Here is a 15,482-nt window from a genome sequence, read left to right on the forward strand (position 1 = left end):
GTAATATCAGGTAAACGGCTTCGTTAACTGTCCACCATGTCTCCGAACATGTGTCCACCATGTCCCCGGTCCAAACACACACCTGTGGCGAGGGAGCTTGCTCCCGCTGGGCTGCGCAGCAGCCCTTGGAACGGTCGCCGAGTCCTTTCTGAAAGACCTCGATAACCTGTTTTGGGGCGCTTTGCGCCCAGCGGGAGCAAGCGCCCTCGCCACAATTTATGGGCGGCGCGTCGGAGCGATCAGTGCCGGTTAGCGTACCGCGCTCACCCCATCCAGGGTCGAGAACGAGGTGTCCTTGGCCGTCAGCAAGAAGTCGCGCATGTACGGCGCGTCGAGCATATCGGCGCGGATGCCGGCGTACAGCGTGGCAAACAGACCTTTCTCACCCAGCCGCTTGGCCTTCACATAACCCCGTGAGCTGTATTCATGCAGTGCCCAATGGGGCATGCCGCAGACGCCACGACCGCTGGCCACCAGTTGCATCATCATCACGGTCAGTTCCGAGGTGCGCACTTGCGCCGGCTCGATGTCGGCCGGCTCCAGGAAGCGGGTGAAGATGTCCAGGCGGTCGCGCTCTACCGGGTAGGTGATCAGGGTTTCGCTGAGCAAGTCTTCGGGCACGATATAAGGCTTGCTCGCCAACCGATGCTGATTGGCCACTGCGAGCATCGCTTCGTAGGTGAACAGCGGTACGTAGGTGATCCCGGCCAGTTCCAGCGGGTCGGACGTCACCACCAGGTCCAGGTCGCCACGGGCCAGGGCAGGCAGCGGGGCGAAGGAAAAGCCGGAGGCCAGGTCCAGCTCGACTTCTGGCCAGGCATCGCGGAACTGGTCGATGGTCGGCATCAGCCACTGGAAGCAACTATGGCATTCGATCGCCATGTGCAGCCGTCCGGCAGTGCCGCCCGCCAGGCGCGCGATGTCGCGCTCGGCGCCACGCAGCAGCGGCAGGGTCGCGTCGGCCAGTTGCAGCAGGCGCAGTCCGGCGCTGGTGAAACGCACCGGTTTGGTTTTGCGCACGAACAATGGCATCCCCATGCGCTCTTCCAGCTCCTTGAACTGGTGGGACAGGGCTGACTGGGTCAGGTGCAGGCGTTCGGCGGCTTCGACCAGGCTATCGGCTTCGCGCAAGGCGTGCAGGGTCTTCAGGTGACGGATTTCGAGCACCGTGGCCTCCATGAGTAAATTTTGTGATCAACACGAAAAGGTTGAGTTTGTCTCATGATGGGTCGGCTGTCGACAATAGCGCCATCATTTACTCAGGAGTTACTCGCCATGGCCTTGGCCCACACCCTCGGTTTTCCTCGCATTGGCGCCGACCGCGAACTGAAAAAAGCCCTTGAAGCCTACTGGAAGGGCGATCTCGACCAGGCCGCGCTGCAAGCCGTTGGCCGTGAACTGCGGGCCAGGCACTGGCAATTGCAGAAAGATGCCGGAATCGACCTGCTGCCGGTGGGCGACTTCGCCTGGTACGACCAGGTGCTGACCCATTCCCTGAGCTTCGGTGTGATCCCCGAGCGTTTTGACAGTACCAAGGACGAGCGCGGCCTGCCGACCCTCGACACGCTGTTCGCCATGGCCCGTGGCGCCACCGCCACCTGCTGCGGCGGTGAACACGGCAAAGCACGGTACGCCCAGGAATTGACCAAGTGGTTCGACACCAACTACCACTATCTGGTCCCGGAATTCAGCGCTGACCAGCAGTTCAAGTTGAGCTGGGAACAGTTGTTCGATGAGGTCGAAGAAGCCAAGGCCCTGGGGCACGACGTCAAACCGGTGATCATCGGCCCGATGACCTACCTGTGGCTGGGCAAGGCCAAAGGCAATGACTTCGACAAGCTCGACCTGCTGGAACGCTTGCTGCCAGTTTATGGCGAAATCCTCGGCCGCCTCGCTGCCCTGGGCGTGGAGTGGGTGCAGATCGACGAACCGATCCTGACCCTGGACCTGCCGCAAGCCTGGAAAAACGCCTTCGAACGCGCTTACCACATCCTGCAGTATTCACCGCTGAAAAAACTGCTGGCGACCTACTTCAGCGGCCTGCAAGACAACCTCGGTCTGGCCGTCGGCCTGCCGGTGCAGGGCCTGCACATCGACGCGGTGCGCGCGCCGGATCAGCTCGGCCAGGTGCTGGATCGCCTGCCCATCTACAAGATTCTCTCGGTGGGCCTGGTCAACGGTCGCAACGTCTGGCGCTGCGAACTGGAGCCGGTGCTTGCACAACTGCAATTTGCCCAGGAACGCTTTGGCGACAACCTGTGGGTCAGCAGTTCCTGTTCGCTGCTGCACAGCCCGGTGGACCTTGAGCGCGAAGACAAACTCGATCCCGAGCTGAAAAGCTGGCTGGCGTTTGCCGTGCAAAAGTGTGGCGAAATCGCTGTACTGCGCGATGCCCTGAACGATCCGCAAGCGCCCAAGGTACAAGCGGCCCTGGCTGAAAGTCGCGCGATTGCCGCTAGCCGCGCCGAGTCGCCACGCATTCACAAGGCCCAGGTGCAAGCACGCATCAGCGCCATCGGTGCGGCGGACAGCCAACGTCAGTCGCCGTTCGCCAAACGCATCGAACAGCAGCGTGCGCGACTGAAGTTGCCGGCGTTCCCGACCACCACCATCGGCTCGTTCCCGCAGACCGGGGCGATTCGTCTGGCGCGTCAGGCGTTCAAACAAGGCAAGTTGTCGGCCAATGACTACACCGATGCCATGCACACTGAAATTCGCCACGCGGTGCACATCCAGGAGCGCCTGGGGCTGGATGTGCTGGTGCACGGTGAAGCCGAGCGCAACGACATGGTCGAGTACTTCGCCGAGCAGCTGGATGGTTATGCCTTCACCCGTTTCGGCTGGGTCCAGAGCTACGGTTCGCGCTGCGTCAAGCCGGCGATCATCTACGGCGACCTCAGTCGTGCGAACGCCATGACGGTGGACTGGATCACTTACGCCCAGAGCCTGACTGGCAAGGTCATGAAGGGCATGCTCACCGGCCCCGTGACCATGCTGATGTGGTCGTTCCCCCGCGAGGACGTTTCGCGCAAAGTCCAGGCGCAACAACTGGCCCTGGCCCTGCGCGATGAAGTGCTCGACCTGGAAGCCGCCGGGATCAAGATCGTGCAGATCGACGAGGCCGCATTCCGTGAAGGGTTGCCGCTGCGCCGGTCGCAATGGCAGGAGTATCTGGATTGGGCAGTGGAAGCCTTCCGCTTGAGCGCCAGCGGTGTGCGTGACGAAACCCAGATCCACACCCACATGTGCTACAGCGAGTTCAACGATGTGATCAAGGCTATCGCGGCCATGGACGCGGACGTGATCACCATCGAGACTTCGCGCTCGGACATGGAGCTGCTGGAGGCCTTCAAGGCCTTCGACTACCCGAACGACATCGGCCCGGGTGTCTACGACATTCACTCGCCGCGGGTACCGAACACCTCTGAGATAGTCGCGTTGATGCGCAAGGCGGTTGAGCGTGTCCCGGCCGAGCGGCTGTGGGTCAACCCCGATTGCGGCCTGAAAACTCGCGCCTGGCCGGAGACCGAGGCGGCACTGGTGAACATGGTGGCGGCGGCCCGTCAGTTGCGCAGTCAGTTGGCTTGACGTCCTGCGGCGCCTCAATCAAGCGCGAACGTGGCCTCTGTGGCGAGCGAGCTTGCTCGCGCTGGGGTGCGAAGCGCCCCCCGACAAGACGATTGCAGGCTTTCAGATAAAACGCGGTGACCGATTTTGGGGCTGTTGCACAGCCCGGCGCGAGCAAGCTCGCTCGCCACGGGGTAGGTGTTCGGCGTTCCGCTTACTTGCGGAGAACGAGCGTGCGGTCATTGAAAATGACCGTTCGGCGGCCTTCATCAAACTGTCACGTAACTGTGGCAGCGCGCTTGAACAAACATCATCAGACTCGCGCTCTACTGGAGTTCTGCGTTTCGGTGTTTTTCATGCGTGCTTTGTTTTTATCCGCGGCCATGTTCCTGGCCGCGCTGTTATTTGGCACGGCGTCATTTGCTGCGCCGCGCTGCGATGTCAACGTGGCTACCCAGCGGGCCGATCTGCCACAAGTGAGCCTGGCGTACCAGAGCATCGGTCGCGCGTCCGATCCGGCGTTGCTGCTGGTGATGGGCCTGGGCGGGCAACTGATCCACTGGCCGGACGAGGTGGTGCAGGCGCTCTGTGAGCAGGGTTTTCGGGTGATTCGCTACGACAATCGCGATGTCGGCTTGTCGACCTGGCGCCAGCCGCCTGCCGACGCCAACCTGACCTTCGAAGCGCTGCGCTACAAGCTGGGCTTGCCGGTATCGGCACCGTACACCCTCACCGACATGGCGGAGGACGGCCTTGGCCTGATGGATGCCCTGCAGGTGGAGCAATTCCATGTGCTGGGCGCGAGCATGGGCGGGATGATTGCCCAGCATATGGCGGCGATGGCGCCGCAGCGGGTGGAAAGCCTGACGCTGATCATGAGCAGCTCCGGGGCCGAAGGGTTGCCGGCACCGAACGCGGCGCTGGTGCAGTTACTCTCGCGCCGCAGTGCACCGAACCGTGATGTGGCTCTGGAGCAGCAGGCCGATCTGCTGGCCGCGCTCGGCAGTCCGAACATCGCCGATGATCGCCAGGCACTGTTGCAACAGGCGGCGCAATCCTATGACCGGGCGTTCAACCCCGAAGGTGTGAAGCGCCAGATCATGGCCATCCTCGCCGAACCGAGCCGGGTCGCGCTGCTCAATCTGTTGCGGGTGCCCACCCTGGTGGTGCACGGCACGGCCGACCCGTTGCTGCCGGTGATGCACGGCATTCACCTGGCGGCCCATATCCAGGGCAGCCAACTGAAGCTGATCCCGGGGCTGGCCCATCGTTTCCAGGAGGCCTTCAAGGCGCCGTTGCTGGCGGCGGTACTGCCGTATCTGCAGCAACACCGGGAAGACATCTCGCACTGGGCGCAGATTGATCCATTACCGGGTATGAATCTGCTTTAAGACAACGCCACCCGTAGGAGCGAGCCCGCTCGCGATGGACGTTAACGATAACGCGCGCTATCTGGATAAACGCGCGTGGTCCTCACGCTTTTCGTCGGAACACCGCCCGGAGCAAGCTCGCTCCGACAGTGTCAGGCATGCACCCGCACCCAGACGCTGACCAGGACGGTGGCGGCCATCAACCAGGCCACGGCGGCCACGGCCAGCGAAGCCTCCAGGCGCATTTTGTCCACCATCACATACAGGGTCGCCAGGTACACGAAGTACGGAATGATCGACCACATGCCAAACACGATGGTGGTCTTGAGGTCCTCCAGCGAGCGGCCTTTGCCGACGATGTAGTGGGCGATCAGGGCGAAGGTCGGGAACAGCGGCACCAGGCCCGCGATGTAGTAGTTCCTGGTCTTGGCCAGTGCGGCGAGAATCACCACCACCGCGGCGCCCAGCGCAGCTTTTAACAGTAGATCCACACGTCTTCTCGATTAGGGGTTAGTGGCTCAGGCCGTATTTCTTGACCTTGTCGAACAGCGTGGTCTTGGCCATTCCCAACTCCAGGCTGGCCTGGGTCAGGTTGCCGCCACTGCGCTGCAAGGCGTCGTTGAGCAGGTTGCGTTCGAAGGCTTCCACCGCTTCGGAGAAGGCCAAGCCCTGGGCGGCACCGCTGCCGGATTTCTTGAAGGCTGGCAAGCCGAGGGCAAAGCGTTCGGCGACGTTGCGCAGTTCGCGCACGTTGCCCGGCCAGTCGTGGCTCATCAGGTTGGACAGGGTCTGGTTGTCCAGTTCCGGCGGGCTGCGGTCAAAGCGCAGGGACGACTGCTGCAGGAAGTGCTCGAACAATTGCAGGATGTCTTCGCGGCGTTCGCGCAGCGGCGGCAGTTCCAGGGTCACCACGTTCAACCGGTAATACAGGTCGCTGCGAAACTGACCGGCGCGGCCCAGTTCGTCGAGGTCGGACTTGGTGGCGGCAATCACCCGGCAGTCGACGGCCACGCTCTGGTTCGAACCCAGTCGTTCCAGGGTGCGCTCCTGCAACACCCGCAGCAGCTTGATCTGCAGCGCCAGTGGCATGCTTTCCACTTCGTCGAGGAACAGCGTGCCGCCATCGGCGTGCTCGATCTTGCCGATCCGTCGTTTGCCGGCACCGGTAAAGGCATTGGCTTCGTGGCCGAAGATTTCGCTTTCGAACAGGTTCTCCGGCAGGCCACCGCAGTTCAACGCGACAAACTGCTGGGACTGTCGGCGACTGAAATCGTGCAGGCAGCGGGCAACCAGTTCTTTACCGGTGCCGGTTTCACCTTCGATCAGCACGTTGGCCGAGGTGTCGGCGACGTTGGCGATCAGCTCGCGCAGGTGCTGCATGGCGGGCGAGCGGCCGATGATCCGCCCCTCCAGTGAGTCGCGTTCGGCCAGTTGCCGGCGCAACGACGTCACTTCACGGGCCAGGCTGCGCTGCTCTAGGGCGCGGCGCGCAACGTCCACCAGGCGTTCGGGGGAGAAGGGTTTCTCCATGAAGTCGTAGGCGCCTTTTTGCATGGCGTCGACGGCCATCGAAATGTCGCCATGGCCGGTGATCAGCACCACCGGCAGGCTGCGGTCGCGGGCTTTGAGTCGGCCCAGCAGCTCCAGGCCATCAATGCCCGGCAGGCGAATGTCGCTGATGACAATACCGGCGAAGTTGTCGCCGACCTGTTCCAGGGCTTCTTCGGCGCTGCCGACGCCTTGGCAGGGAATGTCTTCCAGGGCCAGGGCCTGCTGGCAACCGAGCAGGACATGGGGATCGTCTTCGACGATCAGCACACTAAGATCGTTGTTCATATTTGCTCGGCGGGAAGGGGGCTTACCCACGGTAAACTGAGGACAAAAGCGGTACCACCGCTGGCCGGGTGCTCGACACCCAGGCTGCCGCCCGTGGCGGCCGCCAGGCTTGCCGACAAGGTCAGGCCCAGCCCCAGGCCTTGTTCGCCGGGTTTGGTGGTAAAGAAGGGTTCGAACAGATGTTTGCGGGTCTCGGCGTCGATGCCGTGACCGTTGTCACGTACGCACAGGCGATACTTGCCGTCGACGATGTCGCCTTCGAGCCACAGCTCGGGCGCGGGCTGGGCGTGCATGGCGTCCAGGGCGTTGCCGATCAGGTTGACCAGGATCTGTTCCAGGCGGGTCTGGTCAATCTGCACCTGCTCGTCACTGAACGCACGGTGCACTTGCAACGGCGCATTTTCCAGGCGCGGGCCAAGCACTTGCAGGGCGGCATCGATCGCTTTGCCGAGGCTGGCCTGGCCCTTGTCTTCACCCCGGCGGGCGAAAGAGCGAAGGCTGGCGGTGATCCGGCCCATGCGGTCGATCAATTCGTTGATGGTCTTCAGATTGGCACTGGCGGTGTCCAGTTGCCCGCGCTCGAGGAACCGCACGGTGTTGCCGGACAAGGTGCGCAGCGCTGCCAGCGGCTGGTTCAATTCATGGGCAATGCTGGTGGACATCTGGCCGATGGCGGCGAGCTTACCGGCCTGTACCAGTTCATCCTGCGCGTGGCGCAGGGTTTCTTCGGCCTGGCGCCGTTCACGGATCTGACTCTTGAGCCGATCGTTACTGGCCCGCAGGTCGGTGGTGCGTTCGGTAATCCGACGCTCCAGTTGATTGTTGGCTTCTTCCAGCGCCTCGCGAGCCGCCAGACGGGTCGCGACCACCTTGCGTCGCTCATTCCAGGCAATCAGCAGGAAGGCACACAAGGCGAACGCCACGGCCACCAGAATCCCCTGGTTAATGGCCTCGCGCCGCAGGTCTTGCAGCGGCGTGAGCAGGGTGAAATTCCACGGCGTGTCGCTCAGCGGCCGGGTCTGGGACAGGTAGCTGATGGCTTCTTCATCGGAGGCCACTTCGGCGTTGGCCGGGAAGGTCAGCTTCTCCACGCCTTCGGCCAGTCGTTCGCGGGCCAGCGGTTCCAGTTCGTTCAGCGGGAACCAGTAGTACTGCAGGCTGCGGGCCAGGCGCTCCTTGGTGTCCTCGCTGAGCGGACGCACCGCCTTGAGTCGCCGCGCCGGGTCGCTGGAGAGAATGATGATGCTGTTCTCGTCGCTGACAAAGGCCTCCAGGCGCGCGCGCTGCCAGCGCTCTTCCAAGGCTTCCAGGCGTACCTTGACCACGGCGACGCCGATGATCTTGCCCTGTTCTTCCAGGCCATGAGCCAGGTAGTAGCCGGGTTCGCCGTTGGTGCTGCCGATGCCATAGAAGCGTCCTGGCTGACCCCGTACGGCATTCTGGAAGTAGGCACGGAAGGACAGGTCTTCCCCCAGGTAGCTGTCGAAATCGCGCCAGTTACTGGTGGCCAGCACTCGGCCGGTGGTGTCCATCACGTAGATCGCCCGACTGCGGCTGCGTCGGTTCAGGCCTTCGAGGTAAGTGTTGACCGTTTGTCGGTGCTCTGGCGTCGGGTCGGCCAGCAACTGGGAAACGCTCGATTCGAGTTCCAGCAGGCTGGGCAGGTAGGTGTACTTGCTGATTTCGCTTTCCACGGCACGGGCGTGCAGTTCCAACTGGCGTTGGCCGTTTTCGCTGAGGTTGCGAACACCGTAATGCTCGCTGACCCAAAAGCCGAGGTAGCCCAATGCGGCCATCAACAGGATGACCAACGGCGGCAGAAACAGATGGCGAATCAGACGGGGTTTCACGGCGAGTGATGGCGGTGCGGCGCGATAATGGCTAGGGTCGCATTTCATCACAGATGCCTTGGGTCAACCAGTGTGGCAGCGGGCTTGTTCTGGTTTCCAATGGTACGCGGAACCTGTGGCGAGGGAGCTTGCTCCCGCTCGGCTGCAAAGCAGTCGTAAAACCGGTCAATGCGGTGTGTCAGTCAACATGCATTTACAGGTTTTGGGGTCGCTACACGACCCAGCGGGAGCCAGCTCTCTCGCCACAAGGGCAAGCCTGCCCTCCTAATTGAGGGCAGTGCCGGTTTTAGTGTTGCAGGATCTTGTTGAGGAAGTGCTGTGTACGTTCGGCGCGGGCGTTGATGTCGCCGAAGAACTCCTCTTTCTTGCAGTCTTCGATGATCTTGCCGGCGTCCATGAAGATCACCCGGTCCGCCACTTTACGGGCGAAGCCCATTTCGTGGGTCACGCACATCATGGTCATGCCTTCGTGGGCCAGTTGCACCATGACGTCGAGCACTTCGTTGACCATTTCCGGGTCCAGGGCCGAGGTCGGTTCGTCGAACAGCATGACGATCGGATCCATCGCCAGTGCACGGGCAATCGCCACACGCTGCTGCTGACCACCCGAGAGCTGGCCCGGGTGTTTGTGGGCGTGAGCCGACAGACCGACGCGCTCAAGCAGTTGCAGGCCTTTCTTGGTGGCCTCTTCCTTGCTGCGGCCCAGTACCTTGATCTGCGCGATGGTCAGGTTTTCGGTAATGGTCAGGTGCGGGAACAGTTCGAAGTGCTGGAACACCATGCCCACGCGCGAACGCAGTTTCGGCAGGTTGGTCTTCGGGTCGGCGATGGAAGTACCGTCGACCACGATGTCGCCTTTCTGGAACGGTTCCAGGGCGTTGACGCACTTGATCAGGGTCGATTTGCCGGAGCCGGACGGCCCGCAGACCACGATCACTTCACCTTTTTTGACCTCGGTGCTGCAATCAGTCAGCACCTGGAAGTCCCCATACCACTTGTTGATGTTCTTGATAGAGATCATACGGCGAACCTTTTTTGCAGACGCTTGACCAGCTGCGAGGCGGCAAAGCTGATGATGAAGTACGTGAGACCTGCGAAGATCAGGAACTCATTGGAGCGACCAATGATGTCGCCACTGGCGCGCGAAGCATTGAGGAAGTCCACCAGGCCGACCGCGTAGACCAGCGAGGTGTCCTGGAACAGGATGATGCTCTGTTGCAGCAGCAACGGGGTCATCTTGCGGAACGCTTGCGGCAGGATGATCAAGCGCATCATCTGGCCATAGCTCATGCCCAGAGCCTGGGCAGCGCCCATCTGGCCCTTGGGAATCGACTGCACGCCAGCACGGACGATTTCGCAGAAGTACGCCGCTTCGAACATCATGAACGCCACGATGCACGAGCCGAACGCGCCGATCGGCGTGTCTTCGCCAGTGATCCAGCGCAGTACGAATGGCACCGCCAGGTAGAACCAGGTGATCACCAGCAGCAACGGGATCGAGCGGAAGTAGTTGACGTAGGCACCGGCAATGTTCGACAGCAGTTTGTTGTGGGACAGACGCATCAACGCCAGGATAGTGCCAAGGATGATCCCGCCGACGACGCCCAGCACCATCAGTTGCAGGGTCATGACCATACCGTTCCACAAACCCGGCAGGGACGGAATGATGCCCGAGAAGTCGAATTCCATCATTTACCCCCTACGGAAATCAGGCCCGGTACGGCGACTTTCTTCTCGACCAAACGCATCAGCAGCATCAGGCTCATGTTCAGGGTGAAGTAGATCAGCGTTGCCAGGGTGAAGGCTTCGAACAGGTTGGCGGAGAACTCGGCGGTCTGCTTGGTCTGCGCGAGCAGTTCCATCAGGCCGATCAGCGAGGCTACGGAGGTGTTCTTGAATACGTTCAGGAATTCCGAGGTAAGCGGCGGAATGATGATCCGGTAGGCCTGGGGCAGCAGCACGTTCCAGTAGATCTGTGGCAGCTTGAAGCCCATGGCGCGGGCGGCGGATTCCTGGCCTGTGGGCAGGGCCTGGATACCGGTACGCACCTGTTCGCAAACGCGGGCCGTGGTGAACAGGCCCAGGCACACGACGACGCTGAGGAAGGCCGAGGTGGTCGGGTTCAGGTCCTGCTTGTACCACTCTTGCAGGTCCGCCGGCAGCAGGTCGGGTACCAGGAAGTACCAGATGAACAGCTGAACCAGCAGCGGCACGTTACGGAAGAGTTCGACGTAGCAGGTGGCGATGCCCGATACGATGCGGTTCGGCACAGTACGCATGACGCCCAGGACCGAGCCCAGTGTCAGGGCGATGATCCAGGCCGCGATGGCGATGCCGATGGTCCAGGCCAGACCGGACACGTACCAGTCGAGATACGTCTCGCTGCCCACGCCGGTGGACTTGAAGAACACGCCCCAGTCCCAGTTGTAATTCATTAGGGTCTCCCCTCGGATTCGATCAATGTACAAATACCCGCTTGGGGGAAGCTCCGTTCCCGCCCGACCCAGGTGGCCTGTGTGGTCAGTTCTGTTAGCTCAACTTCGGCGCCAGAAGTCCATATCCTGCGTTGCTGTTCCTCGCCATAGCGGGCTATGACTCGTCACAGCGCCTTGGCTATGAACTTCTGGCATCCGAATTTGAGCCAACGAACTAACCGTACAGGCCACTCCGATCAGGCACACGCGCTCGGCTCGACAGCCACCGGTTCGAGTGTTTCCAAAAAATGCCAGCAGGGAGTGACAACCTCCTGAAAGGGCCGCGGCCCCCTCAGGAGATAAGGTTAGTCAGAAATCAGGACTTCTTGTCGTCAGCCGCTTTATCAGTCGGTTTGGCGATCAGTGCCTTGAGCTCGTCGCTCATCGGGAAGTTCAGGTTCAGGCCTTTTGGCGGGATCGGTTGCATGAACCATTTTTCGTAGATCTTGTTGATCTCGCCCGATGCGTAGGTGGCCTTGATGGCGTCATCCACAGCCTTTTTGAACGGCTCGTCGCCTTTGCGCACCATGCAGCCGTAGATTTCGTAGGACTGTGGAGTGCCGGTCACGGCCCAGTCGCTTGCCTTCTTGGCCTTGGCCGCTTCACCCGCCAACAGGGCGTCGTCCATCATGAAGGCCACTGCGCGGCCGGTTTCCAGCATCTGGAACGACTCGCCATGGTCTTTGGCGGAGATGACGTTCATGCCCATCTGCTTGTCGGCGTTCATCGCCTTGAGGATGCGCTCGGACGTGGTGCCAGCGGTGGTCACGACGTTCTTGCCGGCCAGGTCAGGGAAATCCTTGTACTTGGAGTCTGCCTTGGACAGCAGGCGAGTACCGATTTCGAAGATGCCGACGGAGAAGTCAACTTGCTGCTGACGCTCGACGTTGTTGGTGGTGGAACCGCACTCGAGGTCCACGGTGCCGTTCTGCACCAGCGGGATACGGGTTTGCGAAGTCACCAGGTTGTATTTGACCTGGAGGTTCGGTATGTCCAGGTCTTTTTTCAGGGCTTCAACGACTTTCAGTTGAATGTCGTGGGAGTAGCCGACCGGTTTGCCGGAAGCGTCTGCAATGTAGGAAAACGGAATGGAAGCGTCGCGATGGCCCAGAGTGATGGTGCCGGACTCTTTGATCTTCTTCAGGGTGCCGGTGAGTTCGGCTGCGAAAACTGGCGTGCTGATCAGAGCGGCAGCAATGGCTGCGCCCAGGATATGGGGAACGATGCGCATCAAATTTTCCTCGACATTGTTTTTTTTATGGAGCCAGTTCTTCGGCTCTCTTGTGCAGCTGAATGCCTGGAGGGCTCCTGAAGTGTTGGCACCTCAAACATTCGTCCAAGAGTGTAGAGCATGAGTCGTGCCAGGCCAGGGTTTTATAGTTAAATTATTGATTTATAAGGATATTAAATTTTTGTGGCGGCGGTGTGCGAGAAGGAAGGTCCGGTTAACCGAATCGACCGCAGAGTCGCGTTCGGAAAACCGAATGCATTTCTGTCGGTATTGCCCACTTTGCCCGGGAGCGATCAGGGGTATCAGAATGTACAAAGCCCCTGGACCTTTCGGTGCCAGGGGCTTTTGATCCATCGAATCGGTAATCAGGCCGCTTCGATCTTCCGGCGGTTCATTTCTACCGTGTTCAAGTACTGCTGAACCTTCGCTTGCTCGTCCTGGGTGGTGAACAAGCCCAGTTTGCTGCGGCGCCAGAGGATGTCGTGAGCGGTGGTAGCCCATTCCTCACTGCACAGGTAATCGACTTCGCGGCTGTAGAGACCGCCGCCCAGGTGTTCACCCAGGTCGTTCAGGTTCTGCACGCCTTCGAGCATGCGCCAGGTGCGGCTGCCGTAGGTGGTGGCCCAGCGCCGGGCGATTTCCGTTGGTACCCAGTCGAATTTGTCGCGAATCAACGCACTCAAGGCCTGGGGGGTGGTCATGTCTTCACCGCCTGGCAGGGTCGCACTGGCGGTCCAGCTTGGCTTGATGTCCTTGAAGTAAGGGGCCAGTTGCGCCATGGCCGATTCGGCCAGCTTGCGGTAGGTGGTCAGCTTGCCGCCGAACACTGACAGCAGCGGGGCTTCTTCGCCGCTGCCGGACAGCGCCAGGGTGTAGTCCCGGGTCACGGCCGACGGGTTGTCGGACTCGTCGTTACACAGTGGGCGAACACCGGAGTAGGTGTGCAGGATGTCCTCGCGGCTGATCTGTTTCTTGAAGTGCGCATTGACGACCTTGATCAGGTAGTCGGTCTCGCCCTCGGTGATCGCGACTTTGGCTGGATCGCCCGTGTATTCACGGTCCGTGGTACCAATCAGGGTGAAGTGATTGAGGTACGGGATCGTGAACACGATGCGCTGATCTTCGTTTTGCAGGATATGCGCGTGTTCGCCTTCGTACAGCTTTGGCACGATCAAGTGGCTGCCCTGGATCAGGCGGATGCCGTAAGGCGATTCCATCTTCAGGTCGTCGCGAATGAACTTGGCGACCCATGGGCCGGCCGCGTTCACCAGCGCCTTGGCGCAGATCGAGAACAGGCTGCCGTCGGCACGCTCCAGGTGCAGGTGCCACAGGCCTTTGCTACGACGGGCGCTGACACAACGGGTCTGGGTGTGGACGTGGGCACCTTTTTCGCGGGCAGCCATGGCGTTGAGCACCACGAGGCGGGCGTCGTCGACCCAGCAGTCGGAGTACTCGAAGCCCTTGGTGATTTCGCTCTTCAGTGCGCTGTCGGTGCCGAATTTCAGGCTTCTGGAACCAGCGAGTTTCTCGCGCTTGCCCAGGTGGTCATACAGGAACAGGCCGGCACGAATCATCCACGCCGGACGCAGGTGCGGGCGGTGAGGCAGCACGAAGCGCATCTGCTTGACGATGTGTGGCGCCTTGGCCAGCAGCACTTCCCGTTCTGCCAGGGCCTCGCGCACCAGGCGGAATTCGTAATGTTCGAGGTAGCGCAGGCCGCCGTGGATCAGCTTGCTGCTGGCGGACGAGGTATGGCTGGCCAGATCGTCCTTTTCGCAAAGGAACACCGAGAGATCGCGGCCGGCGGCATCCGCTGCAATCCCGACACCGTTGATCCCGCCACCGATAACGGCAATGTCATAGATCTCGGCAAGTGGGGGCGTCAGGGTGGAAGTGGGCATTGGCTGGCCTCGGACTCTTTTGATTATCTGTATTGGAATTCGAACATTAATGTTCATTTGCGAAAATGTTAGCTCATAAAGCCGGGCACGGCCAGTCGACTTCGATTGAAAAAACTCATCGAAGGGCCGCTAAAGGAAAATTTTCGAACATTAATGTGAGGCGCAGCGCTTTTGTGGCGAGGGAGCTTGCTCCCGCTGGGCGGGTCCGCGTTCGGGGCAAAGCAGCCCCGAAACCATTCAACCGAGTTCATTCAGAGGCACCCGACCCGCCGGGTGTGCGACGGCTTCGCCGCCGAGCGGGAGCAAGCTCCCTCGCCACGGGGGAGCTTTGCTGCTGGGGGGATTAAACGACTTCCAGGCGAATCTTGTGCTGGTTCAGCAGTTGCGCCAGGGCAGGTACCGGCTGCTGGTCAGTTACCAGGCAGTCGATCAGGCTGATGGGCCCCAGGCGAATCATGGCGTTGCGCCCGAACTTGCTGGAGTCGGCCGCCAGGATCACTTGCCGGGCGTTGGCGATGATCGCCTGGGAGACCCGCACTTCCTGGTAGTCGAAGTCCAGCAGGCTGCCGTCCTCGTCGATGCCGCTGATGCCCACCAGGGCATAGTCGACCTTGAACTGGTTGATGAAGTCGACGCTGGCTTGACCGACAACGCCGCCATCGCGGCGCACGTTGCCACCGGTGAGCAGTACATCGAAGTCGTCCTTGGCGCTGAGCATCGAGGCGACATGCAGGTTGTTGGTGATGATCTTCAGGTGGCTGTGGTTGAGCAGCGCCCGAGCGATGGATTCGGTGGTGGTGCCGATATTGATGAACAGCGAGGCGTGGTCGGGGATTTGCCGGGCAATGGCTTCGCCGATGCGCTGTTTTTCGTCGCGCATCTGGTCGGCGCGCATGGCATACGCGGTGTTTTCCACGCTTGAATCATAGGCCGCGCCGCCATGGTAGCGACGTAACAGGTTGTCTTCGGCCAGTTGATTGATGTCGCGGCGGATGGTCTGCGGTGTCACAACGAACAGTTGGGCCATTTCCTCGATGCTGACGTAGCCGCGTTCGCGGACCAGTTCGAGGATTTGCTGCTGACGGGGAGGCAGATTCATGGGGCTTCCTTTGGGCTGCCGTGCAAAATTTGCCCATGATGACGCAGGAATCTGCTCCCTACCAGTTTCCAAACAACGTGAAAGCTACTTCGTGCTAGACGCCTTCTGCGTTACGCAAGCAAACCTGCGTTAAAAACAGGCTCGGACTGCTCAT

Annotated in this window: 12 protein-coding genes; 2 read left to right on the plus strand and 10 right to left on the minus strand. The window is 60.9% G+C overall.

All coding sequences use genetic code 11. The features are described from left to right. Nucleotides 1-249 precede the first annotated feature (249 nt). On the minus strand, nt 250-1,167 hold the full coding sequence (gene metR, locus AC3WQN_RS16230) for a transcriptional regulator MetR (RefSeq protein WP_103400858.1): 918 nt from the start codon (nt 1,165-1,167) through the stop codon (nt 250-252). 108 nt (nt 1,168-1,275) lie between these two features. Between metR and metE the strand changes: the two genes are divergently transcribed. Both metE and AC3WQN_RS16240 read left to right on the plus strand, forming a co-directional pair. Continuing rightward, complete coding sequence (metE, locus tag AC3WQN_RS16235; RefSeq protein WP_103400857.1) at nt 1,276-3,588, plus strand: 5-methyltetrahydropteroyltriglutamate--homocysteine S-methyltransferase; 2,313 nt, start codon at nt 1,276-1,278, stop codon at nt 3,586-3,588. A gap of 335 nt (nt 3,589-3,923) precedes the next feature. Continuing rightward, complete coding sequence (locus AC3WQN_RS16240) at nt 3,924-4,958, plus strand: alpha/beta fold hydrolase (RefSeq protein WP_103400856.1); 1,035 nt, start codon at nt 3,924-3,926, stop codon at nt 4,956-4,958. A 131-nt stretch (nt 4,959-5,089) separates the two neighbouring features. Here AC3WQN_RS16240 and AC3WQN_RS16245 read toward each other — a convergent pair whose 3' ends face one another. From AC3WQN_RS16245 to AC3WQN_RS16285, 9 genes are all read right to left on the minus strand, one after another. Further along, nucleotides 5,090-5,419: a GlpM family protein gene (locus AC3WQN_RS16245; protein WP_172736522.1), complete on the minus strand. Its 330-nt coding sequence runs from the start codon at nt 5,417-5,419 to the stop codon at nt 5,090-5,092. A gap of 28 nt (nt 5,420-5,447) precedes the next feature. Next, nucleotides 5,448-6,725 (minus strand): two-component response regulator AauR, encoded by a 1,278-nt coding sequence (aauR, locus tag AC3WQN_RS16250; protein WP_371918516.1) that lies wholly within the window; start codon nt 6,723-6,725, stop codon nt 5,448-5,450. Nucleotides 6,726-6,769: 44 nt separating this feature from the next. Then, entirely contained in the window at nt 6,770-8,671 is a 1,902-nt protein-coding gene (aauS, locus tag AC3WQN_RS16255; protein WP_103400854.1) for a two-component sensor histidine kinase AauS, read from the minus strand. Nucleotides 8,672-8,909: 238 nt separating this feature from the next. After that, on the minus strand, nt 8,910-9,644 hold the full coding sequence (locus AC3WQN_RS16260; protein WP_095145155.1) for an amino acid ABC transporter ATP-binding protein: 735 nt from the start codon (nt 9,642-9,644) through the stop codon (nt 8,910-8,912). After that, a complete protein-coding gene (locus AC3WQN_RS16265; protein ID WP_095080012.1) occupies nt 9,641-10,312 on the minus strand; it encodes an amino acid ABC transporter permease in 672 nt (223 codons plus the stop codon). Before AC3WQN_RS16265 ends, AC3WQN_RS16260 begins: the two co-directional genes overlap by 4 nt. Further along, a complete protein-coding gene (locus AC3WQN_RS16270; RefSeq protein ID WP_095080013.1) occupies nt 10,312-11,058 on the minus strand; it encodes an amino acid ABC transporter permease in 747 nt (248 codons plus the stop codon). The genes AC3WQN_RS16265 and AC3WQN_RS16270 overlap by 1 nt, the downstream gene beginning before the upstream one ends. A 355-nt stretch (nt 11,059-11,413) precedes the next feature. After that, on the minus strand, nt 11,414-12,328 hold the full coding sequence (locus AC3WQN_RS16275) for a glutamate/aspartate ABC transporter substrate-binding protein (protein WP_103400853.1): 915 nt from the start codon (nt 12,326-12,328) through the stop codon (nt 11,414-11,416). 365 nt (nt 12,329-12,693) lie between these two features. After that, on the minus strand, nt 12,694-14,229 hold the full coding sequence (gene glpD, locus AC3WQN_RS16280; RefSeq protein WP_103400852.1) for a glycerol-3-phosphate dehydrogenase: 1,536 nt from the start codon (nt 14,227-14,229) through the stop codon (nt 12,694-12,696). A gap of 343 nt (nt 14,230-14,572) precedes the next feature. Continuing rightward, nucleotides 14,573-15,328, minus strand: coding sequence for a DeoR/GlpR family transcriptional regulator (locus tag AC3WQN_RS16285; protein ID WP_095080016.1), 756 nt, complete (start codon nt 15,326-15,328; stop codon nt 14,573-14,575). Nucleotides 15,329-15,482 lie beyond the last annotated feature (154 nt).

The sequence above is a fragment of the Pseudomonas sp. FW300-N1A1 genome (genome assembly GCF_058789115.1).